Below are 24,013 nucleotides of genomic sequence, written 5' to 3'. Positions count from 1 at the left end.
AAGCCGTATAAATAAAAAAGCTCTGTAAAACAGAGCTTTTTTATTGCTTAAACAGGCTACGCCCCCGGATTAGCAATACTTTGTGTGCGTTTTAAAATATCTAAGCCTTGTTGTTTTAACCAATACGGTAAGTCAATAATTACCCAGTTTTCAACTAGCTTATCACCTTCACGATGATATACATCAACCACGCGCATATCAGCAGGAGTATTAGCTCCAGGTAAACCTAAAAAGCCACCAATGGCGGTATTTGTTAAGTTTGGCCAACCAAAAAAGCATGCATATTCATCCTCAGCAAACCGGCAAATATGGCCATTAAATACTTTACCCGTTAACCCTTCTCTAAACGGATACATATGTTGTTGCTGATAACGCTCAATTGTATATGTAGCACCAATACCCGCAGGGCCATACCAAACCATGTTTTCATCCCATGTTTTTGCAAGCACTTCGGGTGGGCAGGTATTTATACCGCTTTGATTAAGCGCGGTTAGGTTATCAATCATCTGATTAACCAAGTTCATTGTGCGCGTACTTTGCTCATCGCTCCCTTCACCTAAACGAACTCCATCGTGGGTACGTGGCCCAGGATAAGTAAAGTATTGCCCGGTAGAGAGCGGTAATGGGTTTAAACCTACTTGTAGCATCACCCCAATAATATCGACAAAAAAACCAGTTTGAATAATTTTACCGTCTTTAACACAGTTAAACTCAGCGTAGCGAATTGTCGCCAATTTATGAGAAGGTGCAATACCTAACCAGTCACGATCAAAGAGGCCCATAAAGTGGCCCATACTCATTACCCACTCGCCACCATCGGCTTCACTTTGCCCTGCAATAAAAATATCTTCACGGCGCTGAAGAGCTTTAAAAGAATGAAATAAAGGCTGCCAAACATGTTCAATTACATCATTAGCATTATTTAATTCATTAAACGGATGCACACCTTTAAAGCTGTAATTATCTGCCAAGTATTCTTTAAATACAGCATTTAAATCATTACCTTGTGTTTTTTCTAATGCAGCATGAAACTGACGAACCAACTGCTTATTATTAATTATTTCTGCCATGATGTTCCCTTGTTGTTTGCGCAATCAAATTAACACTCTTAAACCGCAAATAAATATGCATTGCTAAAATGTATTCTATTTAAAGAGTAATTAAAAGCCTGTAAATACTAAGTTATAAATCGATTTAAAATAATACTAATGACAATTGACTTCGAAGTCAAAGTGATTCATGATGATTCAAAATAAAAAGTATAAATAGGCTAATTAGCCCGTAATACCTAATCTAACAGGATTAATTATGAATGATTTTGGATTATTGAATTGGAGTATTCTCATCGGGTACATTATTGCTAACCTCATACTTGGGTTTGTAATAAGTAAAAAGGTGAGCAGTGCTAATGATTTTTATATTGGCCGAAAAAATACACCTTGGTGGGCTATTGGTATATCGGTAGTGGCAACCTATGTTAGTGCGCTTACATTTTTAGGTGCGCCAGCGTGGTCATACAAAGAGGGTTTATCGGTTATTGCCATACACTTAAACTACCCACTCGTTATTGTGGCTGTTGTGTGTTTGTTTTTTCCGTTTTTTTACAATGCAGGTGTCGCCTCGATATACGAATACCAAGAGCGTCGTTTTGGTAAAAAAGCGCGGATTTTAATCTCCACAATTTGGCTTATTTCACAAACAATGGGGTCAGCCGCCGTACTTTATGCAACCTCTTTAGTACTTGCCTTTATTGTAGATATTAACGTTATTACTGCCATATTTTTAGTCACTATTATCGCACTAATATATACCATGCTAGGAGGTATAACTGCCGTAATATGGACCGATGTTATTCAATCAGCAATATTATTTATTGGTGCCGGCATTATTATGTATGCACTTATTACCTCGATGGATGGCTCGTTTAGCTCAACACTTACTGAGTTAAAAGCACAAGGTAAGTTAGACCCTCTTAATTTCTCGTTCGACTTCACGCAAGTAACCACCGTTTGGTCTGGCGTGCTAGCTATGTCGCTTTATCACATCACTGTTTACGGCACTAACCAAATGATGGTGCAGCGTACGCTTGCAGCTAAAAACATTGGTGATGCTAAAAAGTCGTACTTACTAATGGGCTTTATTGCATTCTTTATTTACCTGTTTTTTATATTTATGGGCGTATTGTTTTACAGCTACTACGGCGGCCGTACATTTGAAAACGACAACTTAATTATTTTACAGTTTGCATCCGACTATGGTCTACCAGGATTAATGGGAATAATAGCGGCAGCCGTTATGGCCGCTTCTATGTCGAGCCTCGACTCAGCGCTTAACTCACTCTCTACAATTAGTACTATCGACTTTTATAAAAAGTATTTTGCACCAGATAAAAACGACGCACATTACTTAGGTGCAACACGCTTATTTACCCTTGGCTGGGCAATAATCATCATTGTACCCGCCATTATGTATCACCTTTACAGCGAAGGCTCAATTTTAGAAATACTCACCAAGGTCGGCTCATACTTTGTAGGTGCTCAATTAGGTATGTTTGCACTAGGATTTTTCTCTAAGCACACCACCGAAAAAGGCCTCTTAATTGGCACATTAGTATCGTTTGTAACTGTTGCAATATGTGCCCTTTACACCGATATAGCATGGCCTTGGTACTGTGCAATTGGTGCCCTAACGTGTGTAGTGTTTAGTATTACGTTGAGTATCGCTTTTGATGGTTTTCAAGAGGAATACAACGAGTACACCATTAAAGGTCAGCTAAAAGTGTTTAAAGAACAAAACCGCCCTGAAAAAGAAAATGGTTGGTATTTAGTTCCAGGTAAGTTTGACTCAATAAACTACTGGTTACTCGGCTTTTTTGTAGTGAGCTTCGCGTCTCTCATGTTATTTGAACATTTTGTATAAGGTGAAATAAATGAATATTTTAGAACAACTTTTTGAAAACTTCAGCGCTGCAGAATTACCAAACCAAGCATTGCTTGCTGATACCGTTCAATGGCAGGTAAGCCACCCTTTTGAACCAATTACATCTAAACAAAATGTAATTAATAATTACTTTAAAGTGCTAAAAAACTCATTACCCGATATAGAGCGTAAACCCTTTATTTCTATTGAGGGCGACTACAAAGACGAGCAATGGATATGCGCAACAGGTTACTTTACTGGCACATTCACAAAACCGTTATTGGGTATTCCGGCCAGCGGTAAAAGTATTTTTATTCGCTATAGCGAAATGGCTCAAATAGAAAACAATAAAGTAATTAACGTTTATACCTTTTTAGATTTAATCGATGTAATGAACCAAGTGGGTGTAAATCCACTGCGTCCAAGCTTAGGTTACCCGGGTTTAATAATGCCCCCCACTACACTTGATGGTGTGCCTGCTACAGCTAAAAACGACGAACTAAGTAAAGCCAACGAACAGCTCGTAATTGATATGCTTACTGAGCTTGGCCGCTACGATGGTAAAGACCTGTACAGCATTAATTTAGAAAAATACTGGCACCCAGATTTTATTTGGTATGGCCCAGCCGGTATAGGAACAACCCGAGGCATTAGTGGCTTTAGAGAACACCACCAAGCTCCATTTTTAAAAGGATTCCCTGATCGTGGGATCAATAAAACACTCTGCCTAGTAAGCCACGACAATTTTGTAGCCACCGGTGGCTGGCCGCATATGTACGGTACTCATACTGGGGATGACTGGCTAGGTTTACCTGCATCGGGTAATAAACTGTTTCCGCGTGTTATGGATTTTTGGCGCTGCGAAAACGGAATTTTAAAAGAAAACTGGGTCGCTATCGATATTCCTCATTTATTAGAGGGAATGGGTATTGATATTTTTGAGCAAATGCAAAATAAAATCACTGCAGCAAACTAAGAGGTATTTATGAGCACACAAAACACAATTACCCAACCTTACTGGCTGCCTTTATCGAGCGTATTAAACCCGCAAAGTAAAAAGCAGCAAGCGCTTATAGGGTTTGACGAAGAGTTTGTTGATATTGTTGATTACATTTTACGTATTACGCACCGCATTTGGGAGCAAAAAAACATTGGTTTATGTTATCGCTATTACGCTGATGTATGCCCTGTTTTTACACTTGGCGCTTATGGCGAAAATATTGAAGATGTTATTCAAGGCACACTTAAAACCATTGCCGCATTCCCTGATAGAAGCCTAATTGGCGAAAATGTTATTTTTTCAGAAGACGGCAACGAGCATTACTACTCATCACACTTAATTAGCAGTGTAATGAGTAATACCGGTAACTCAGAATTTGGCCCTGCTACAAATAAAACAGGCCGAGTAACCACCATTGCCGACTGCGTTTGTTTTGAAAATAAAATAGTAAAAGAATGGCTAGTACGCGACAACGGCTTTTTAGTTAAACAACTTGGCCTAAGTATTATTAATGTAGCCAAGCACATGGCCAAAGTACCAAGTAAAGAAAAGCATACCCTATGGCTTGATGAAGAGTTTACTCGAGTACAAACAATTGATCACCGCACGCCAAGCACTCCAATTTTAGACGGTGAACTGGCCGCATTTGCGCATAACTGGCTAGATACATTATTTAACCAAAAGCAATTTGCTAAAATACACGAGTTTTATAGCTTAACGGCCACACAACAATGGCCAAGCGGCAGAATGGCAACCGGCCTTGCACAAATAAATGGCGTATTTATACAATTTTTTGCCAACTGCCCTGATGCCAAGCTAACCGTCGATCACTTAGCAATTACCCCCTTTGATGAGAGCACTACAGATGTAGCAATTCGCTGGTCACTTGCGGGGCATTTTAACCCACAAAGCGATGAACTAAGTGAGCTAAAAAATCTTCCTTATTTTGTGTTAGGCGCCTCGCACTTACGCATCAAAAATCAAAAAATCATTGAAGAAGTCACCGTTTTTGACGAAGTTGCGCTACTCGCAAACTTATTTAGAGCACACGCATTAAATAGCCAAACAGAATTGGAGGTAAATGCATGATCAACGCAATTATCGATTTATACACCAAAGCAGATATTAAAACTATTTCAGGTAAATTGCTGCGCAGTAGCCGTTGGCAACAACATCACTTTACCGCCATGGGTTCATTGCAAGCACAGCCGCTATGGCTTGATTTTTTAGCGCAATATGGTGTATCAGAATTAATATCTAAAACGCACAGTAAAGGCAGCGAACTTGAGACTTTACAGCTGGTATTGCAACCAAAAAAATTGCTAAAACCAGTAAGACTTTCATTTGTTATAAAGCACAATAACACCTTCATAAAATCAGTAAAATGTGTTGTTGATACGCTCTTATTGGCTAACAACGAATTTGCAAATAGTGAGAGCAATAATACGCTGGTGATCCCTAAGTTACCTAAAAGCGACCCTATTATGGTTAGCGATTTAGACAATCAGCTGCACCCTACTACCTTTCATGCAACGCCCAGCGACATTTGTGAATTACCAATGCAAATTGCCGAAACATTAAATAATTGGTGGCAAATTTGGCAGCTTAATAACTTAGCTAATTTTGAAAGTGTTTATACTAAAAGTGCAGACGTTATTCTTGCTGGCAGTAACGACACACAATCAAAAGATGCACTGTTAAATTGCCATTTAGCGTTTTCACAAAGCCTAAGCAGACGCTACGCTCAGCTAGAAACCGTACAGTTTGACAGCGCCTCAAATCAAGCAACAATTTGCTGGACACTCGATGGTACTTTTAATGCCAAAAACGTACGCGTTCGCCAACAAATACTCACCGTTATTACATTTACTAACACTCTAATATCAAGCGAAGTTATGCAATTTGACACCCTCGCGTTAAATCAGCAATTCGCACTGTAAACACTTATTACTTCCCTTCAAGCGCTCACTGAGCGCTTTTTTTGTTTATAATTTCAACTTTTTTAGGTACATTAAACCTTAAATTAAAATAATTAATGACAATAAATGAAGTACCTCAGTATAGGCATCGTTTTACTCTTAACTGGCTGCCAAGCTACCCCTACATTATGTGAAGTAGAACCCAACGCGTTTTTGTGTGACTCAAGTAGTTATAATGTAGCGACGGTAAATGCATTAACCACATTCGAATCAAGAGCTGGCAGAAAAGCATTCGCACTAGGGAAAACCGAAAATGGTGGCGAGTTTTATGGTTTTTCAGAGGGTTACAGCTCACAATCTAAAGCAAATAAAAGAGCCCTAGATGAATGTAAAAAAAGACTCGCTAAATATGATACTAATGCTCAATGCGAGCTAATTCGCTAACTTTTTTAAATAAAAAAGCCAGCTAATAAATTTATTAGCTGGCTAAAAGTTATGGTCATTTGACCATTTTAGGAAACCTTAAAACTGATATTTTAAGCTCGCGCCCCACGTACGCGGGTTGCTCCAGTTTGCTTGTACTGAGTTAGCTGGCAAACCATCAACAATTTGTGAATGCACCACGCCACGCGTTAATATGGCTTTGTCGCCAATATTTTTAACATAAGCCTCAATTTGTACACTGTCGTTTATAAACCAAGTTAGGCGTGCATCAGCCATTAAATGCGCATCTACTCTTACCTCTGGAATATTCGTATCAAACGCGTAGTAATCGTCTAAGTAATTCATTTGAATGTACGGTACTAAGTACGAGTCGCCCCCTAAACTAAATTCATAACGCGCCGAAAGCCCCATGCTGTACTCTGGCGCCATTGCAGGTCGCCAGCCTTCAAAACTAAATTGGCTTGAATTATCGTTTATATCTTGGCGGCCACCTTGGTTACCAAGTGCTAGCAACGGGCGAAGTTGCTCGTTACCCACAGCGTAACCATCAGCAAACTCGCTATCCAATAACGATAACGTACCGGTAAGTGTTAAATTATCAATTGGTACCCATTGAAGGTCGGCTTCAAGGCCTTTTGTTTCTACGTCACCGCCATTTTCGTAATACTCAAATGTTGTGGCTGTACCTGCAGACACACATTCTAAAACGGTATCACCCGTTGTTGTATCGTTACATGACGTTGCAAACAACTGTGCTTTTACGTCTTCGTACTTATTCATAAATACCGACACATTTAAACGCATTGCACCATCTAGCAAATAGCTCTTCATACCCATTTCGTACGAAATAACATCTTCGTTATCATAAAGTGGGTCTGCACCGCGTGCTACCACGCGCGAATCGTTTGCACCACCCGTTCTGTAACCCGTGGCTACGCTTGCATACACCATTATGTCTTTGTTTATGTCGTACTCTGCAGCCGCTTTATATAACATTGCAGAATCATCCCAATCGGGAATGGTATCACCAGTAAACGTTTTATCGTCTTGGTTAACACGCAAGCCACCTACAACACGTAAGTCTTCACTAATTTGATAACGTAACTGCCCATACGCTGCGATAGATTTAGCCGTATGTGGGTCGTAATCTGGATTCCCCCACGAAGGCACAACAACAGAGTCTGAAACACCGTCTCCTGTTGTATCTGCATGCGATAACCAGCTCCAATCTGCTTCTTGGTCAAAGTAATAAAGTCCACCAATCCACGAAAAATCAGAATCATCATTATTTGACGCAAACTGTAACTCAGACGATAGAGTTTTTTGATCGTCCACTCGCCCAAAACCACCTACAAAATCAATACCGCCATCGCTATAGTCGTTGTCGTAGTATTGCTTGCCGTTAAGGGTTGAATAGTTAGTCGTCCACTTAATATCAGCAAAATCGGTATACCACTCAAGTGCTACCGTGGTCGAAAAGCTTTCTTGTTTATCAAGCGAAAAACTATTGCGATAAACATCATATGGGCCAAGATCTTCATGCTGTGCATCACTTGGCTGATAAATATGCCCAGCTGTAATTGTAGGGTTAGGATCAAATATACCGGAGCCTGGTGACGTTTCGCTTATTTGGTAACCCGCAATTTGCTGATAACCCCAAATAGCTTCTGAGTTTGAGTTTTTACGCGAGTAGTCAAAACGTACCGTTGCGTTAAACTTATCGTTTGGTTGCCACTTAGTGACATTACGCATATAAAACTGATTTTTTTCGCGTAAATCATCCGAAGGTCCTGGAATCACTAAATTATTGATATAGCCATCATGGCGATCAGAGGCCACTACAAAACGAGTCGCGATTGTATCGCTTACAGGAATATTTATAATACCCTCGTAAGCACTGCGGTTATAACTCCCTGTTTCAACTTTTATACTCCCCAGTAAATCGTCAAAAACAGGTTGATTAGTAATTATATTAATACTGCCAGCAAAGGTGTTACGCCCGTATAGAGTACCTTGTGGGCCACGCAGCACTTCTATGCGCTGCACATCCACCAATGCTCCTAAACCAGATGAGGTAGTAGGTACGTAAATGCCATCTTGGAATATGCCTACAATTTGCTCGGCAATACCGGTACCTGCTACACCCACTTCATTAGTACGTGCGCCGCGCATGGCAGGACGAACCTCACCACCAGATGACCCCATACGTAAACCCGGTACAACCTGCTCAAGACCCGTAACATCAATAATACCGGCACGGGCAATATCAGCCTCCCCGAGTGCAGTGATTGATGATGATACTTCCTGTAGATCTTGTGAGCGACGGTTTGCAGTAACGGCTATGCGCTCAATGGCTGGTTCTTTAATTTGCTGCTGAGTTTGTGTTGATGTTGCTTCTTCGGCGCTGTGAGCATTCATTGTGGTTGCTGCAATAGCAGTTGTTACAGCAAAATGAACGAGAGTCCGTGTAAATTTAGCTTTCATTATAATTATTCTCCCGAGTTTAAAACGTGTCTACTTCTCCCCAACTCTACATTTTCAATTATTACAGTAAACAAATTGTATCAATTGAAAATGCATTGATACAAAATAGACTTCGAAGTCAAAAAGATCAACAACTTTCTGCCCAATAATTAACCTTAATCATTAAAAACCAGAAATAACAATAACTTAAAATTTAAATATGTATGATTTCGAAATCTAAAAAACAAAAAGGCCAGCAATACAATATTACTGGCCTTTTAAATAATATCCAATTTTATTAATAACTTAACTTCAGGGCGTGTTGATCTTTGTGGATTGAAATTTGTTCAATCTAGGGGCGATTAAATCGCGGCGCGAGGTTTGTAACCTAGTGGGCTAAGTAAAAACCGAACAACAAAGAGTTAATCGTCCCTAGAAAGAATCCAAAGGGCAGCGCATGTTTGGTCTTTATGCTGCGTTATCGCCTATTCATGGGGAATAACCACACTACATAGGCTCCGCCTTGCCTAAAAACCAAACATACTGCTGCAAATTCACCCACCAAAGTTCAATACGCCCTAGCTGAGTATAAAGCAGTTAAAAACGATAACAGGCTTAAAAGTTGTAACCTATTCTTACACCATAAGTGCGAGGATTAGCATAGTCAGCAGCCGCTACGTTACCGCCAAAGCGAACCGTTCTAAGCAAAATAAGCTCATCACCTGCATTTTGAACATATGCGCGTATGGCCCACTCATTATCGGCCGAATACCATGCAATGCTGGCATCGTATTTTTGATAGCTATCTTGCGTACCAAACGAAAAAGGGAGATCGTTGGTCGTATACGAATCCGATAACTGAATACTGGTAGCAGGCACAATGCGGCCTTTATCACCTAAATCAAACTCGTAACTCGCCAATAGAGTAATGTTATATTTTGGGCTTAACTGCACTTCGTTACCGTCAAGTTGCAGTAAGTTATCTACGCCATTAATGGTCTCTCCGCCTTCTTCAAACACATTTGGCGTAACAAAGTCGCCATAAGTCGAGTCTGTAAACGCGGCACGTGCCCCTAGGCGCAATGCATCACTTGCCTGCCAATCAATTTCAAGCTCAAGACCAGCTGCATCAATTTCGCCCGCATTACCAAAAAACGATACCGCCGTACCGCCTACGTTTTGAAAACGAGTAGAAAGTAAGTCCTCGTATTGGTTGTAATATAAAGAAGCGTTAAATCTTAATGAATTATCAAGCAGCATGCTTTTAAAGCCAACCTCGTAAGCCGTTACTGTTTGCTCGTCGTAGCTATTTTCGCCATTAAAAGCGCCCTGTGCATTACCCGCTAAAAAGCCTGTAGAAACCGTAGCATAAAGCAATTGAGAATTTGTTAAGTCATGCTCTACGCCTAACTTCCACGTTATTTTACTCCAATCGCCATCTGCGTCTTTAACTTCTAATTCTGAAAAATCTAGCGTGCTTAAATCATTAGTATTTTGACCGTAAATATCCCACTCACGGCTATCATTTGTATACCTTATGCCGGCTATACCGCGTGTATCATCACTAAATGCGTAGTTACCTTGAAAGTAAGCCGCCGCTGATCGCGTTTCTAACTGAATTTGGTTTAACCAAGGTGCATATTGAAGCGCTTGAGGCTGCGTTGTATCGGGTGCATTATCAACCACGGCTCCATAGCTCGCATTTAAAAAAGCGTTATCTAGGTCCTCTGAAAATAAGTAAATACCAGCCACCCACTCAAAATCACTTTCGTATGTAGAGCTTACTTGTACTTCTAACGAGTTAGTCTTAGATTCAATTGCATTACCATCTACAGTGGCTGCATAAGTCGAAAAATCACCATCGGTAAGGCGCGTTTCTTCGTAATCCATTGAGGCTGCAATTATTTTTAAATCAACCGACTCAAGCGACCAGTTTAACTCGGCGCTAATACTTACATCGCTTACATCGCGTGATGGCTGATAATCAAACTGCTGAGTAAATGGGTCTGACGACACACCTTGTGCAGTATCAAGCCCTGGTGTTGCTGCATTATCTAAGCCTGCACCAAAGCGACCACAATTACTGCCACACACATCATCGCGGCCAATTCGCTCAGTTAATGGTGCCGACAAGCTTGTTTTACCTGTCGCTGGGTTTATAGGTACACCTAAAATATGATAGCCAAATGCACCGCCGCCATTTGATTCGTCCTGCCACGTTTCTACTTTTACATTTAAATTTACATCATCGTTAAACTCAGTAAATATTTGGCCACGTAAAAAATACATATCAGCATCTTTTAAGCCTGCTGATTCATTAAACGAATTCTCTACATATGGGTCGCGTATTTCTCGCACCCCAGTAAAGCGTACTGCGGTATCATCGGTTAAGGCGGCATTAAAAAAGCCTTCACCGCGTAAATGACCATAATTACCAAATGTTGTAGCCATACCGCCTTCAGTAATATCAAGCTCTGGCTTTTTAGCTATTACATCAATTGCACCACCAAATGAATTACGACCAAACAGCGTACCTTGAGGCCCGCGAAGTACTTCTACCCGCTCTAAATCTACAAAACCAGCAAGTGCTTGCCCATGACGAGGGCGGTAAACGCCATTAGAATAAAACGCAATGGCAACATCGTTAGCTTCTACTTGCTCTGTTCTGGCACCGCGCATGGCGGGGCGAGCATCACTGCCCGACACACCCGACTTTAAACCTGGCGCTAGGCTATCAAGGCTTAAAATATCGGTTATGCCATTTTCTAGTAAATCTTTAGCCGACACCGCTGTAACTGCCAAAGGCACCGACTGAATACTTTTAACCCGCTTAGTAGAGGTAACAGAAATAACCTCCAACTCTTTGTTAGGGTTTAACTTTGCTTCTTGTGACAATACAGATGCTGAGCCTAATAACGCCGTATTTACAGCAGCAAAAATAAGTGTTTTACGTAAAATATTCGTCGTCATGAGATAAATTCTCCACCTGTTGAAATGAATTTTATTAAGCATCTGTGGGCGCTATGCCCCACCATCACATTCTTATTATTTATAATTATTAAAAACGCGATATTTAAATGACTATTTTTTCGACTCATAAAAACTACCGCTTTTTGCATTCGAATGCAACAGCGATTAATGCAACTTTTACATGTAACTAACACGCGTTATAAAAACAAGAACATAAAACTCATTTAAGTAACTAATAATAAACAAAATTTAATTTTTACAGCTGATTTAAAGTTACTGGTTTGATCAGTTTAATATAGGGGATTTAAACAACGAAAGGAGGGAGAAATACAAACAAAGCGCACCATTTAGACTTCGAAGTCTAAGCGGTGTTAAAGACCTACTTTAAGTGTCAGCACATAATTAATTTTCAATTAAGTGCTGACTATTCATAGCATAACTAGCTAGTGGCTTTAGTTAATCTGAGGATCTATTCACTACTTTGGGATTGCTGAATAAGTAATAACAGCTCTGCAGTGGCGGTTGCATCGGCAAGTGCTCGGTGATGGCTGGTTAAATTTAAATTAAAGTGCGATGAAAGATTGCCCAGCGAATACGACTTTAAGCCTTTAAACGCTTTGCGCGACTCAACCACTGTGCACATTTTTGGCATTTTAAAAAAGTGCCCTGCCATCTCGCATTCTTTTTTAATAAAGCCGTAGTCAAAATTAACGTTATGGGCTACAAAAATACTGCCTGCAAGTTTATCTAACAATGGCTGTGCTATTTCGGCAAATACAGGGGCATTGCGCACCATGCTGTCGCTAATACCGGTTAATGACGTTATAAATCCGGGTATGTGCCGCTGTGGATTTACAAGTGTCGTCCAGGTGTCTATTACTTTGCCGTGCTGTACTTTTACAAGGCCAATTTCGGTAATGCGATTACCGCCTTTTAAGCCGCCTGTGGTTTCTATATCGACCACACTGTAAATACGGTTTGGATCTACAAACCATTTAACGGCGGCAATATGTACCTCAAAACCCACATTTTTTAAGTTATCAATGGTGGTTAATTGGTTGCGCCTAAGTTTGTCGCCCGGTGCTTTTACTTCTTCAAAATGTACTTTGCCATTATTGATAACCATTAAGTCGGGGTAGCCGTCTTTTAGTTGTAAATAATGCTTACTCATATTGGTTAAATGGGTAATTAATGCATCAAGTGGGCTATTTAAAATGAGTGCTTCTAACGGTTGTAGTAGCTCTTTATGCCATCTAAATAAACCATTAGGTTGCTCAAAGTATTGCGCTGCATTTTTACACACTAAATTAAGTAATACTTGAGGCGTTTGGCACTGCGCTAAGCGCTCATTTATTTGTGCTTGTTGCACTTCATAAAAATTACCAAGCCTTAATACTTGCGGATAAATATCAAACTCATTACATGGCGGGTAAGGCGACTCTACAAATAACTCGTGCCAAAATACTAAACCAAACAAACTTTGCCAAAGCGTGTTTTCGGTATTAAATACAGCCATACCTTGGCGAGTATAATAATCGTTTACGCCCTGCTCTACTTCACCTCGATACAGTTCATCTATTTCTAGCACGCACTGGGTATCGCTAAGCATGGCACTTAAACGCGACCGTGTTTTTTTATTAAACTTACGCATTAAAAAATCGTCAGCAAAATAAAGTAAATCATCAGTAAGCGGATTTTCAATAATCGCTTCTAATCGTGCTTTTACCCACTCTTTATTACCAAGCCTGTATTGCTCTCTTATTTGAATTTCTTGTGCTTCGCTATCATCCACGCACCCTTCAAGTAAGCTAAAAGCAAGTTCGCTATCAACTGCCTTTAGTTGCCTATAAAGCCTTACTAATAATTTGTTTTTTAACGCAACAGCAATGGCACCGTGCGCAGCTTGCATTAAAACCTGCGGCGCTAAAGCAATATAATCGCTCTCATCTGTTATATTTTTAAATGCTAACCGATAACGGTTTAATAAATAGTTCGATTGCGCTTCATCAAGTGTTTCAAAGCGCGACAAACTCTCGCTGTGCTCTTCGCGCGTAGCGGTTAAACCTAAATCTCGCATTACAAAACGATTTTGATGATTCACATCACCACTGCTTAATTTGCCTGCAAATAAAAACTCAAAATACTCGTAGTAATCACTGCGGTTATTAATTACATACTGGCTATAAAGTGGCGCAAGCTCGTGTGGGCATGTTTTAAAAAACTCACGGGCAATATCCACCAGCGCGCCTTTAGCGGCACTTTTTTTAAAGCTTATTTGCTCACTGTAATTACTTAGTAACTCCAGCAAAGCAGGTTTGGTTAAGTGAGCCAAAAGCTGTGAGTAATGCTGCTCGTTTGGCTCAAATAAAATACCGGCTTTTTTTAGCGTATAAATAGCCTGATGCGGCGAGGTTATTTCTTCATAATTAAGTGACTGCGCTTGCACCAAATAAGGCTTTCGCGAATACACACGCGCCAACATGCACTGGCTTTGCTCATCTAGCTGATTAATTTTACTAATAAATTCACTGTGTTTAGGCTCAAGTAAATGCATACATTTACTTGTTACAAACTCAATAAGCTCTCTAAAATGCGCTAAATAGTATTTTGCTGGTAATTCTTTTTTCATAATATCGCCACAACTGTATATAAAAACAGTATCTAGTATTTGCGCTTATTATTCAATCTTAAACTTGTAATCAATAATGGTTATATTAGGCATATATAAATAGTAGGCATTGCATTGGCTACCTTACGCAGAGGTAAAAATGAATGGATATACTGACGATATTCGTGCACTTACTTTTTAAAGTAAATATTTGTGGGATAGGTAGGGTTACCTTTGCGTTATTCATTTTGGGAAGAAGCGTATTATCGGCAGCAAGAAGCCAAAGGAAAATCCCATAACACCATTGGATAAGAATACTATTTAGGTGCTGGAAAACACATACGCCCTACGATGAATCAACTTACTTAACCGCATTGTAAAAGTAAGGGATCACCGCTTTTAAAATTTGCGGTGGAAAGTGAGCTTTAGTGCTTGCTGTCCACCTCAGGGCGTGTTGTTAAATTTCAATAACTACCAATCAGATCCATTTTCTTCAATATCGACTTCAATTCCAGAACTAGCCGCGGGGATATACAGTGAGTTCTGCTCAATATTATTCAATTCACCAGATACAAACTCATAATAAAGTTCTAACTCTACAGTAAATAATAACTCAACATTCTCCGTTCTTGTTGAATGTCCAAAGGTATATACATGCCCCTCTTCTCTGTCATACGTGCCATTATTAAAGTCAGGTCCTGTTACTGTAACCTCGATCTTCAAAGGTATTTCAAAAGTTAATGAACACTCTTCATCGTTAATTGATATTACAGAAGGATCTATTTCGCCAACTTCAAGTACACTGATACCATCTACTTCGGCATCTTCCCATGATGAGGAGTTATAAAAATCGCAGTCATCCATATATTCTGATATTTGCGTTTTCAATGCTTCAGACTGTTCAGCAATATACTCTTTAATCTTCACTGTTCTTACACTTGTATGCTCATTATATAAATCTAATAATTTTTCTAAGTTATCAATAGCAATGAGCCTATTATTACCTTCACAATAGGACTTCAAATCAACATCATCTGAAATAACATATAATTTATCATCTGGTTCGAGACAAGACTCAAGCGATAGTAATGATATTGCATCAGGAAACTCTGCCTTTTTCTTTCCTTCCCCAAACGGTGGCTTCATCTCAAAATAAAGCTCTAATAATTTCTCACTATCTATAGAGTCTGCTTCAACATATTCATAATTACAGGCTTGGTTATATGCATGAAACACATTACTAGCTTTTTCATACACTTCATCTTCAGCAACATCTGCAAATAGAGAGGAAAGTTGTTGATCTTCAATTGTTGAAAGTATGTTTGCTTTTCTCTTGAACTGCTTCAAGGAATTAAGAGAGTCCTTTATTGATAGTTTAATACGGTTATCTACTTCTCTCTCAACTACGCTCGTCAAATAATATTGAATTTCATTAGATTTACATAGCTTTTGTAATGACTTAAAAGATTGAGAGTGGAAATTAAAGTTTGATTTAACAAAATACTGAGTATCAATAAATATTTTTCGAGTTTCGAGCATACTGTGCCTTTTGAAATTTAATAAATTAGTCTACGACATTTGTCGCTTTATAAACCGACAAATGTACCTATATTCAATGTATTTACCTTAACCACCAAATAACCACATGTAAACAATTACTTAACTTCAGAACAGGTTATGTAATTGCAAAAAACACCAAGATGAGTGAGATCAGTAATGTTGGTAAACAGGCTCTGACCATAAAGTGCATATTATTTATTGAATATTCAGTCTGTGTTATTTAAAAGGCGGTTACTTAAATTAAAACCTTTAGAAAGGCTCAATTTATACCCGCTAAATCGTTATACCTGCACAAATGTATTCAGCCATAGCGCTTTACGATATTATGCTCCTTTATATTTAATTTAACTTTCAGGGCATATAATGACAACGCACACATCGCCTACTCACTCAGCCAACACAGCTGAAAACACCTCTCTTTTTTACGTAATATTTATATCGGCCGTGGCTGCTATTGGTGGCTTTTTATTTGGTTTTGACTCGGGCGTTATTAATGGCACGGTGTCGGCACTCGGTAATGCATTTAATTCAAGCAGTGTGGCAACAGGGTTTAACGTAGCGTCTGTGTTACTTGGCTGTGCCTTAGGTGCTCTTGCTGCGGGGCCGCTGGCTGATAAGTTTGGTCGCCGTGCAATTATGATCATCACTGCGATTATTTTTGCCATTAGTGCGTTTGGCTCAGGCATTAGCGAAAGCTCTGCAGAGTTTATTTTTTATCGTTTATTTGGTGGTTTAGGTATTGGTGCTGCATCGGTATTAGCGCCGGCGTACATTGCAGAAGTTGCGCCACCCGCACTACGTGGTCGTTTGGCGACATTACAACAACTCGCTATTGTACTGGGTTTGTTTGCGGCATTTTTAAGTAACTATTTAATTGCTGATGCAGCTGGCAGCGCGCAAAATATTTTAATGCTTGATATAGCCGCTTGGCGCTGGATGTTTTGGGCTGAGCTTGTGCCTGCTGTGTTGTTTTTAGTGGGTGTTTTATTTATACCGGAGTCACCTCGTTATTTAGTGGCGCAAGGTAAAGTAAACGATGCCAAAGCGGTATTTAGTAAAATATCAAACGACAATGCAGATAAGCAAATAAGCGATGTTAAACGCTCCTTGCATAGCGATACAAAACCAAGTATTCGCGATTTATTTATTGATGGCAGTAAAAAAGTACACCCAATTGTTTGGGTAGGTGTGGCGCTGAGTGTATTTCAGCAATTTGTAGGTATTAACGTAGTGTTTTATTACGGCTCTGAGCTTTGGCAAGCCGCTGGGTTTGATGAGTCGCAATCGTTATTTATAAATGTATTAGCGGGCACTACTAATATTGTATCGACCTTTATTGCCATTGCGTTAGTTGACAAAGTTGGCCGTAAACCACTGCTGCTTGTAGGCAGTATTGGTATGTTTATTAGCTTAAGCGCGCTTACTTATATATTTGGCAGCGCAGGCCTTGATGAAGCAGGCAAACTTGCCCTTAGCGATAACATGGGTACGTTTGCACTTATTATGGCTAACTTATTTGTGGTATTTTTTGGCTTAAGTTGGGGCCCAATTGTATGGGTGTTATTAGGCGAAATGTTTAATAACCGTATTCGTGGTGCAGCGCTTGCCGTTGCTGCCAGTGCCCAGTGGATTGCTAACTTTGCAATCACCATGACCTTCCCTATTATGCTTGCCAATATAGGCCTTGCCGGTGCTTATGGCTTTTATGCGTTATCAGCACTTATAAGCATCTTTTTTGTTGTTAAATACATTAAAGAAACACGCGGTAAAACGCTCGAATCTATGTGATTTTTTAAAAGCGGTGATATTAGTCGCCGCTTTGCCTTTTTATAAAGCAGCGTTATCTAGGGTCTTATATGGACTCCCTGTATAAATAACCTAAAAGTTAAATAGCAATCTTTGCTCATTTATTTTAACTTTATAGCCATTGCTCTATTACCTTTTATTATAACTAATCTATTTAAATTCCTTTTTAGAATATCAATAATTAGCTATTGTCCGCCCATTCCAACTTTATGTGTCTACTAAAATGAAAAAACAGTTAATATCAGGCTTAGCTTTAACGTGTGCGTTAGGTTCGTTCAGTGCATTTGCTACTAATGGGTATTTTACACACGGCTACGGCATGACCCACAAAGGCATGGCTGGCGCAGGTGTAGCGCTGTCAGAAGAGTTAATGTCTGGCGCTAATAATCCTGCTACTTTTTTGCCAAACGGAACACAGCTATCTCTGGGCTTAGAGCTTTTTTCACCTGAGCGAAAATACACTGCATCGAAAGTAGATACTTTTTACCCTGACGCTTTTTATCTTGAAGCAAAAACACAAAAAAGCGATAACTCCGTATTCGCAATTCCAGAATTTGCTATTGGCCACCAATTAAATGAAAAAGTAAATATTGGCTTATTAGTGTATGGCAATGGCGGTATGAATTCTGAGTACGGCGCAGAGTCAGCTCCTGAAGGAACCTTTTATGGTGGTACGGCAGGCGTTGATTTAAAGCAGCTCTTTATTAGCCCAACAGTAAGCTATAAGTTGAATGAACAAACACGCCTTGGTGTATCCCCTATTTACGTGGTGCAGCAGTTTGAAGCACAAGGGCTTGAAAACTTTGCTCCTTTTTCGCAATCACCAGAAGCGCTTACAAATAATGGCACCGATACAAGCACAGGCCTAGGCATTCAACTAGGTATTAGCCAAGATATAAATTCGTCATTAAGCTGGGGGGCAAGTTACCGCTCATCAGTGTCTATGCAAGAGTTTGATAGCTATAAAGGTTTGTTTGCAGAGCAAGGCGGATTTGATCTGCCAAGTTCGTTTCAAATTGGTGCAGCTTATAAACTTACACCTAGTAATCAGGTGGTATTTGATTGGCAAAAAATAAATTACAGCGAAGTAAAAAGTATTTCAAACCCAGTCGATAACTTGATGTCAGCGCCTTTAGGAGCTAACGCCGGCGCTGGATTTGGCTGGAACGATATGACTATTTATAAGCTTGGCTATCAGTGGCAGCGTACATCGCAACAAAAAATTCGTTTTGGGGTGTCTTACACCGAGCAACCTATTCCTTCGTCGCAAGTTATATTAAATATTTTAGCGCCGGGCGTTCAAGAGTGGCATTTTACAACGGGCTTTAGCCATTCTTTTACCAACAAGGTACAATTAAACGCTATGGCTTTTTATTCGCCAGCTAAAAAAGTAACGGGCGCTAACTACTTAGCGCCAAATCAACAACTATCAATCGAAATGAAACAAACCGGTTTAGGTGTTTCTATTGTTTGGGAAATTTAAAAAATGGTAACAGAATTCACCCCCGTATCGGCTGCAATAGGCGGTGCATTAATTGGTATAGCGTGTACGTTATTACTGGTTTTATACGGAAAAATTGCAGGCATATCGGGCATTGTTAAGTCTGTATTTGCTAAAGCAAATTCGGGCTCGCGTTGGCAGTTATACTTTATTTTAGGATTGTTGTTGGCAGGTGTAGCTGTAAGAGTATTTGCTCCTTCTTTATTAGAAGGCGAATTACAGTTGCCGCCTTGGCTTATTATTGTTGCGGGGCTTTTAGTTGGCGCTGGTACAACTTTAGCTAATGGGTGCACAAGTGGCCATGGTGTGTGCGGCATGTCGCGCTTTTCTACTCGCTCTTGGGTTGCAACATGCACATTTATGCTTGTCGCCTTCATTACAGCAAACCTTGTAGGATAAATAATGAAAGCAATTATGATGGTTGTTATAGGCTTTATATTTGGCTTAGGACTTATTATTAGCGGGATGACAAACCCCGCTAAAGTGATTAACTTTCTTACCTACGGGAACCAATGGGACGCAAGCTTAATTATAGTGATGGCTGTTGCCATGCTAATAATGATGCTTACATGGTTATGGGTTGCAAAAAAAGAGAAGCCACTTATTTCAGGCACATTTAATTTAAGTGATTTAAAAAAAGTTGATTCGCGCTTAATTATTGGCTCAGTACTTTTTGGTTTAGGATGGGGTTTAAGTGGCATATGCCCAGGCCCGGGCTTGGTTCAATTGGTATCTCTTAAAATGGAGTTTTTATTGTTTTTTGCAGCCGTGCTAGGCGGTATGTGGTTAGCCAAAAAAGTATAATATTTGCTGCCGACTAAACTCGGCAGCTACTTTACCCAAACAAAGGTACATAACTTGCTGCAATATATATAAAACTATATTGAACAGGTTTAAGTTATGCTAAATAAAGCGCTGGAATTTTCTAACAGCACACCTTGGTTAAGCGCAGCGTCCTCCCTTTTACTTATAGCTATACTACTGTTTTTAATTCGTTTTTTTGTAATGTACTGGCTAAAAAAATGGACTTCAAAAACCAAATTTATATTCGATACTTTACTAATAGAGTCAATATCTAAGCCGCTAACACTGTGCACAATTATTGTGCTACTCACCATTTTAGAGCACGACACCTTCATTATTAGTACTTCTATTTCTCAACAGATCCCTTTTAATAGCATTAATATTGTATTAGCGCTGCTTGCACTTATTATGTTTTTAGACCGCTTTATTATTGGCACTATTAATTACTATGGCGAACAATCTGCCGTGGTTTTTAATTCCAAAAGCATAATTAAAGGCGTGATACGCGTTACATTATCGTCAGTAGGATTACTGGTGTTAATGGGCACGTTAGGTATTTCTATTACGCCTATTATTGCCTCGTTAGGAATTACATCACTGGCTGTTGCCCTTGCTTTGCAACCTACCCTCGAAAACTTTTTTTCTGGCGTGCAGCTAGTAATAGATAAACCTATAAGGGTGGGTGATTTTATTGAGCTTGAATCTAAGGAGCAAGGCTTTGTTGATCATATAGGCTGGCGATCTACATGGGTTAAAATGCTACCCAACAATATGATTATTATACCTAATAGCCAATTATCTAAGTCGCGTATTATTAATTACTTTTACCCTGAAAAAGAGCTAAGCGTGCCTGTTGATATAAGCGTGCATTACGATTCAGATTTAGAATTTGTTGAGCAAGTAACACTTGAAGTGGCTCGTGAAATACTTATTTCACACGAATGGGGTGTTGATGATTACAATACCTTTGTGGTTTTTCATACCTTTGACAGATCAAGTATTAACTTTACGGTTATGCTGCGCGCAAAAGAATACTTTAATCGCTTTTGGGTTAAATCTGCTTTTATAAAAGCCCTGCATAAACGCTATAAAAAAGAAGGTATTGTAATCCCCTTCCCTATTACGGCTATTAACACGACTCAAGAAGCAGCTAAATTTAATAGTGATAAAAAGGTGCAAGGCAACACTTAAAAAAAGCGCGAGTAACTCTCGCGCTAATAAGTATTAAAACTTGTAAGTTATTTGCCCAATAATTTCACGAGGGCTGCCAGGAAAGTGGCCGTTCCGCTCACTAAACCCACTTACAGCATATTCTTTATCAAACAGATTATTAATATTTATACTCAATAACACGTTATCAAAGCGACTCGTCCAGCTCATATCAAATACGGTAAATGGTTTTACTTTTTGACCACTTGTACTAAGTTGCTCACTTACGTAATTTGCACCAAAGGCAATTGATGAATCAATCGAATCCAGTGCGTAGCGAGTCCATAAACCTGCCTGGTGGCGTGGTGCATTAGCAAAGCGCGAACCATCTCCAAATGTATTTGAAAGCGTATCACCCGTTACGCCGTCTACCACTTGCGTATCGTTGTACGCGTAGTTAGCCGTTACGGTCCAGTGCTGCGACAAATCGCCAACTAAAGTTGTTTCAAATCCTCGGCTTTCTACTTCACCTATATTTAAAAGTGCAGCAATGCCATCCCCCGCGCCAGTATCGTCAGGGTTGCTCATTACCACGTTTTCTTTATTAATTTGGTAAATTGCAAAGGTGCTCATTATTTTGCCGTCAAGCCATTGGTTTTTCATACCCAGTTCGGTTTGCTTGCCGGTTTCTGGTTCTAAATTACCTTCGCCCTCTACATCTTCTTGGTCGGCTGACGATGTAGGGTTAAAGCTCTCTGAGTAGTTAATATATACCGATGTGTTTTCTACTGGCTGATAAGTAACAGCAACGCGCGGCGTTATGTCGTTATCTGAGTAACTAAAACCAGTTTCTTGATTAAACTCTTTAAAATGGTCATAGCGCAAACCTGCAATAATTGTCCACTGCTCGCCTACGCTAATTACGTCTTGTGCATACACACCAAATCGGTCGGTATCAACGCCATCGCGGTTCATGTCGGTAAGGTTATAAGTGCTTGGGTCGGTTTCACCGTAGTTTAAATTAAAAATATTTAAATTAGCGACGCCATCGGCCTCATATCGGGCACGTAAGTAGTCATATTCGGTATCAACGGTGTGGTAATCACCACCAAATAAAAACTGATGGGTTAATTGTCCTTGTCCAAAGTTATAAACAAAGTCGGTGGTTAAGCTTGCTTCTTTATTGGCACGAAATTGCTTACGGTATTCTCGTTTGATGGTTTCGTCATCAATGTTTGCTTCGCCATCACCATTTACATCTACCCAGCTTTGCGACTCATGGTAGGCTTGGTCTCGCTCGTTATCCATGTAGCGAAACGTAGTACTTAAAGAAAAATCATCATTAAAATAATGGCTAAGTTCTGCTTGAAGCACCAAAGCTTCCATATTTTGATAATCAACCGCTTCATTAGCGTTATAACTTGGGTCAACTAAAAAGTTGCCGTTGTCATCTACCGGTACGCCCCGTAAGCGGTTACCGCCCAGGTCTTGTTTTATGTAGTCAACACTTGTGGTTAAGGTTGTTGAATCACTTAAATCAAATAACAATCCGCCTGTTAGCTCGGTATTAGCTGAGTCTGCATTGTTACGAAAGCTGTCTTGCTCTTCATAATAACCACCCAATCTATAAGCCATTGTATCGTTTAAACCACCCGTCATATCGAGTGATGCACCACGGGTGTTGTAATTACCCAAAGTAAGCTTTAATTCGCGTTTTTGTGTGTAGCTTGGCTTTTTAGTTACGTAATTAATCATCCCACCAGGTTCGCCACCGCCATACAAAGCAGAGGCAGGCCCTTTTAATACTTCAACACGTTCTACATTAAATAACTGCGGTACACCAAAGCCCGAATATGGGTCGCCACGCACACCATCGTAAAATACATTTGCGTCATCTCTAAAACCACGAAAAGTTACGCCTGAGTAGCTATATTCGCTCACTCCCGCAATAGATCGGTACAAATCGGTAATGTCACGCGCTGCTTGGTCAATAATAAGTTGCTCGGTTAATACCTGCGCAGATTGCGGAAGCTTAATAAGATCTAAATTAGTTTTAGTCCCAATTTTACTTTCGGTTTCTAGGTAAAATTGCTGGGCACGGCCAGTTACTTCAATAGTTTCAATGTCGTCGTTTTGTTGTGAAAAAGCTATATTAGAAAAAACAGATAAAGACGCAGCAATACTTAATGCCAAATAATTAGGGTTAAACATGATAATTCCTGGGAGAAGTGTAGATAGCTAACAACCTAAATGATAACTTTTATCATTTTCATAATCAACACAAGGGCGGGTTTAATACATCTAAATATTAGAACTAATATTACTTAAAACAGAGCGCTAGCCCTTTTATTGCAGTTAAAATAAAACCCCTACTGCACTAAATGCGGTAGGGGTTATTAAGTAGTTCTTAAATTAGTTTTAGCGTGTAATTTACCCAGCAATATTGCTAATTTGAATTACTGGAGACACGTTAGTAAAGTTAACTAAATCAGCGGCTATTGCCTCTTGATGAGGTGCAAAGGCTTGCTGAAAAGATTCTACCGATTCAAACACTAAATGCCCCATAGCAATATAAGTTGGCGCTTCGCCCGGTGCGCCACCTGCTAAACCTGCATCTGCACTACTTGATATAAGCGCTTTACCAACTAACTCTGCAACTAGGGGTAAATGTGTTTTACAGTAGTAGTCCATATCGAAAGTAGCACTTTCATTATTTGGGTATAATACGCTTACTTTAATCATTACATTCTCTCTTTTATTTACTAAAAAATTTAAAGCTGTGCTAATAAACAGCTTTACAAACTAGTGTTCAAAGCGTCTTTAAAATAGTATGAATCATACTTAAGTAAAAAGCGCATAAGTGAGCAGTC

Annotated in this window: 17 protein-coding genes; 10 read left to right on the top strand and 7 right to left on the bottom strand. The window is 39.6% G+C overall.

The window, feature by feature from the left end; all coding sequences use genetic code 11:
• Nucleotides 1-56 precede the first annotated feature (56 nt).
• A complete protein-coding gene (locus I6F50_RS14915; RefSeq protein ID WP_197160224.1) occupies nt 57-1,070 on the bottom strand; it encodes a nuclear transport factor 2 family protein in 1,014 nt (337 codons plus the stop codon).
• A gap of 238 nt (nt 1,071-1,308) precedes the next feature.
• On the opposite strand from I6F50_RS14915, the gene I6F50_RS14910 reads away from it, so the two are divergent.
• From I6F50_RS14910 to I6F50_RS14890, 5 genes are all read left to right on the top strand, one after another.
• The gene (locus I6F50_RS14910; protein ID WP_165741061.1) at nt 1,309-2,919 is read left to right on the top strand and encodes a sodium/solute symporter; all 1,611 of its coding nucleotides are present in this window, start codon (nt 1,309-1,311) and stop codon (nt 2,917-2,919) included.
• 10 nt (nt 2,920-2,929) lie between these two features.
• Nucleotides 2,930-3,895: an ester cyclase gene (locus I6F50_RS14905; protein ID WP_197176605.1), complete on the top strand. Its 966-nt coding sequence runs from the start codon at nt 2,930-2,932 to the stop codon at nt 3,893-3,895.
• A 9-nt stretch (nt 3,896-3,904) separates the two neighbouring features.
• Nucleotides 3,905-5,008 carry a nuclear transport factor 2 family protein gene (locus tag I6F50_RS14900; protein WP_197176603.1) on the top strand — a complete coding sequence of 368 codons (1,104 nt, stop codon included), beginning with the start codon at nt 3,905-3,907 and terminating at the stop codon, nt 5,006-5,008.
• Complete coding sequence (locus I6F50_RS14895) at nt 5,005-5,859, top strand: hypothetical protein (RefSeq protein WP_197176601.1); 855 nt, start codon at nt 5,005-5,007, stop codon at nt 5,857-5,859. Before I6F50_RS14900 ends, I6F50_RS14895 begins: the two co-directional genes overlap by 4 nt.
• Nucleotides 5,860-5,964: 105 nt before the next feature.
• Nucleotides 5,965-6,282 carry a hypothetical protein gene (locus I6F50_RS14890; protein ID WP_197176599.1) on the top strand — a complete coding sequence of 106 codons (318 nt, stop codon included), beginning with the start codon at nt 5,965-5,967 and terminating at the stop codon, nt 6,280-6,282.
• A 78-nt stretch (nt 6,283-6,360) separates the two neighbouring features.
• Here I6F50_RS14890 and I6F50_RS14885 read toward each other — a convergent pair whose 3' ends face one another.
• The 4 genes from I6F50_RS14885 to I6F50_RS14870 form a co-directional block, all read right to left on the bottom strand.
• Nucleotides 6,361-8,766 carry a TonB-dependent receptor gene (locus tag I6F50_RS14885; RefSeq protein ID WP_197176597.1) on the bottom strand — a complete coding sequence of 802 codons (2,406 nt, stop codon included), beginning with the start codon at nt 8,764-8,766 and terminating at the stop codon, nt 6,361-6,363.
• Between the two features lie 594 nt (nt 8,767-9,360).
• Complete coding sequence (locus tag I6F50_RS14880; protein ID WP_197176595.1) at nt 9,361-11,715, bottom strand: TonB-dependent receptor; 2,355 nt, start codon at nt 11,713-11,715, stop codon at nt 9,361-9,363.
• 469 nt (nt 11,716-12,184) lie between these two features.
• On the bottom strand, nt 12,185-14,344 hold the full coding sequence (locus I6F50_RS14875; RefSeq protein ID WP_231613027.1) for an exonuclease domain-containing protein: 2,160 nt from the start codon (nt 14,342-14,344) through the stop codon (nt 12,185-12,187).
• Nucleotides 14,345-14,794: 450 nt separating this feature from the next.
• Nucleotides 14,795-15,862, bottom strand: coding sequence for a PIN domain-containing protein (locus I6F50_RS14870; protein ID WP_197176593.1), 1,068 nt, complete (start codon nt 15,860-15,862; stop codon nt 14,795-14,797).
• A 384-nt stretch (nt 15,863-16,246) separates the two neighbouring features.
• Between I6F50_RS14870 and I6F50_RS14865 the strand changes: the two genes are divergently transcribed.
• From I6F50_RS14865 to I6F50_RS14845, 5 genes are all read left to right on the top strand, one after another.
• On the top strand, nt 16,247-17,671 hold the full coding sequence (locus I6F50_RS14865) for a sugar porter family MFS transporter (protein ID WP_197176591.1): 1,425 nt from the start codon (nt 16,247-16,249) through the stop codon (nt 17,669-17,671).
• A gap of 241 nt (nt 17,672-17,912) precedes the next feature.
• Nucleotides 17,913-19,172: an OmpP1/FadL family transporter gene (locus tag I6F50_RS14860; protein ID WP_197142396.1), complete on the top strand. Its 1,260-nt coding sequence runs from the start codon at nt 17,913-17,915 to the stop codon at nt 19,170-19,172.
• A gap of 3 nt (nt 19,173-19,175) precedes the next feature.
• On the top strand, nt 19,176-19,589 hold the full coding sequence (locus I6F50_RS14855; protein ID WP_165740903.1) for a YeeE/YedE family protein: 414 nt from the start codon (nt 19,176-19,178) through the stop codon (nt 19,587-19,589).
• A gap of 3 nt (nt 19,590-19,592) precedes the next feature.
• A complete protein-coding gene (locus tag I6F50_RS14850; RefSeq protein ID WP_165740904.1) occupies nt 19,593-19,994 on the top strand; it encodes a DUF6691 family protein in 402 nt (133 codons plus the stop codon).
• Between the two features lie 96 nt (nt 19,995-20,090).
• Entirely contained in the window at nt 20,091-21,185 is a 1,095-nt protein-coding gene (locus tag I6F50_RS14845; protein ID WP_197119497.1) for a mechanosensitive ion channel family protein, read from the top strand.
• A 33-nt stretch (nt 21,186-21,218) separates the two neighbouring features.
• On the opposite strand, the gene I6F50_RS14840 is transcribed toward I6F50_RS14845, so the two are convergent.
• Together I6F50_RS14840 and I6F50_RS14835 are read right to left on the bottom strand one after the other, a co-directional pair.
• The gene (locus tag I6F50_RS14840) at nt 21,219-23,354 is read right to left on the bottom strand and encodes a TonB-dependent siderophore receptor (protein WP_197176589.1); all 2,136 of its coding nucleotides are present in this window, start codon (nt 23,352-23,354) and stop codon (nt 21,219-21,221) included.
• A 219-nt stretch (nt 23,355-23,573) separates the two neighbouring features.
• Nucleotides 23,574-23,885 carry an EthD family reductase gene (locus I6F50_RS14835; RefSeq protein ID WP_007584064.1) on the bottom strand — a complete coding sequence of 104 codons (312 nt, stop codon included), beginning with the start codon at nt 23,883-23,885 and terminating at the stop codon, nt 23,574-23,576.
• Between the last annotated feature and the right edge of the window lie 128 nt (nt 23,886-24,013).

Source organism: Pseudoalteromonas sp. NZS127_1, assembly GCF_015864295.1.
Classification (GTDB): domain Bacteria; phylum Pseudomonadota; class Gammaproteobacteria; order Enterobacterales; family Alteromonadaceae; genus Pseudoalteromonas; species Pseudoalteromonas arctica.
Note: the sequence above shows the minus strand (reverse complement) of the source record. Positions and strands in the feature narration are given on the sequence as shown.

Bases quoted from the DNA above. Each gene is read 5' to 3' on its own strand.
- I6F50_RS14915 (WP_197160224.1), bottom strand. From the start codon at position 1,070: ATGGCAGAAATAATTAATAATAAGCAGTTGGTTCGTCAGTTTCATGCT.
- I6F50_RS14910 (WP_165741061.1), top strand. From the start codon at position 1,309: ATGAATGATTTTGGATTATTGAATTGGAGTATTCTCATCGGGTACATT.
- I6F50_RS14905 (WP_197176605.1), top strand. From the start codon at position 2,930: ATGAATATTTTAGAACAACTTTTTGAAAACTTCAGCGCTGCAGAATTA.
- I6F50_RS14900 (WP_197176603.1), top strand. From the start codon at position 3,905: ATGAGCACACAAAACACAATTACCCAACCTTACTGGCTGCCTTTATCG.
- I6F50_RS14895 (WP_197176601.1), top strand. From the start codon at position 5,005: ATGATCAACGCAATTATCGATTTATACACCAAAGCAGATATTAAAACT.
- I6F50_RS14890 (WP_197176599.1), top strand. From the start codon at position 5,965: ATGAAGTACCTCAGTATAGGCATCGTTTTACTCTTAACTGGCTGCCAA.
- I6F50_RS14885 (WP_197176597.1), bottom strand. From the start codon at position 8,766: ATGAAAGCTAAATTTACACGGACTCTCGTTCATTTTGCTGTAACAACT.
- I6F50_RS14880 (WP_197176595.1), bottom strand. From the start codon at position 11,715: ATGACGACGAATATTTTACGTAAAACACTTATTTTTGCTGCTGTAAAT.
- I6F50_RS14875 (WP_231613027.1), bottom strand. From the start codon at position 14,344: ATGAAAAAAGAATTACCAGCAAAATACTATTTAGCGCATTTTAGAGAG.
- I6F50_RS14870 (WP_197176593.1), bottom strand. From the start codon at position 15,862: ATGCTCGAAACTCGAAAAATATTTATTGATACTCAGTATTTTGTTAAA.
- I6F50_RS14865 (WP_197176591.1), top strand. From the start codon at position 16,247: ATGACAACGCACACATCGCCTACTCACTCAGCCAACACAGCTGAAAAC.
- I6F50_RS14860 (WP_197142396.1), top strand. From the start codon at position 17,913: ATGAAAAAACAGTTAATATCAGGCTTAGCTTTAACGTGTGCGTTAGGT.
- I6F50_RS14855 (WP_165740903.1), top strand. From the start codon at position 19,176: ATGGTAACAGAATTCACCCCCGTATCGGCTGCAATAGGCGGTGCATTA.
- I6F50_RS14850 (WP_165740904.1), top strand. From the start codon at position 19,593: ATGAAAGCAATTATGATGGTTGTTATAGGCTTTATATTTGGCTTAGGA.
- I6F50_RS14845 (WP_197119497.1), top strand. From the start codon at position 20,091: ATGCTAAATAAAGCGCTGGAATTTTCTAACAGCACACCTTGGTTAAGC.
- I6F50_RS14840 (WP_197176589.1), bottom strand. From the start codon at position 23,354: ATGTTTAACCCTAATTATTTGGCATTAAGTATTGCTGCGTCTTTATCT.
- I6F50_RS14835 (WP_007584064.1), bottom strand. From the start codon at position 23,885: ATGATTAAAGTAAGCGTATTATACCCAAATAATGAAAGTGCTACTTTC.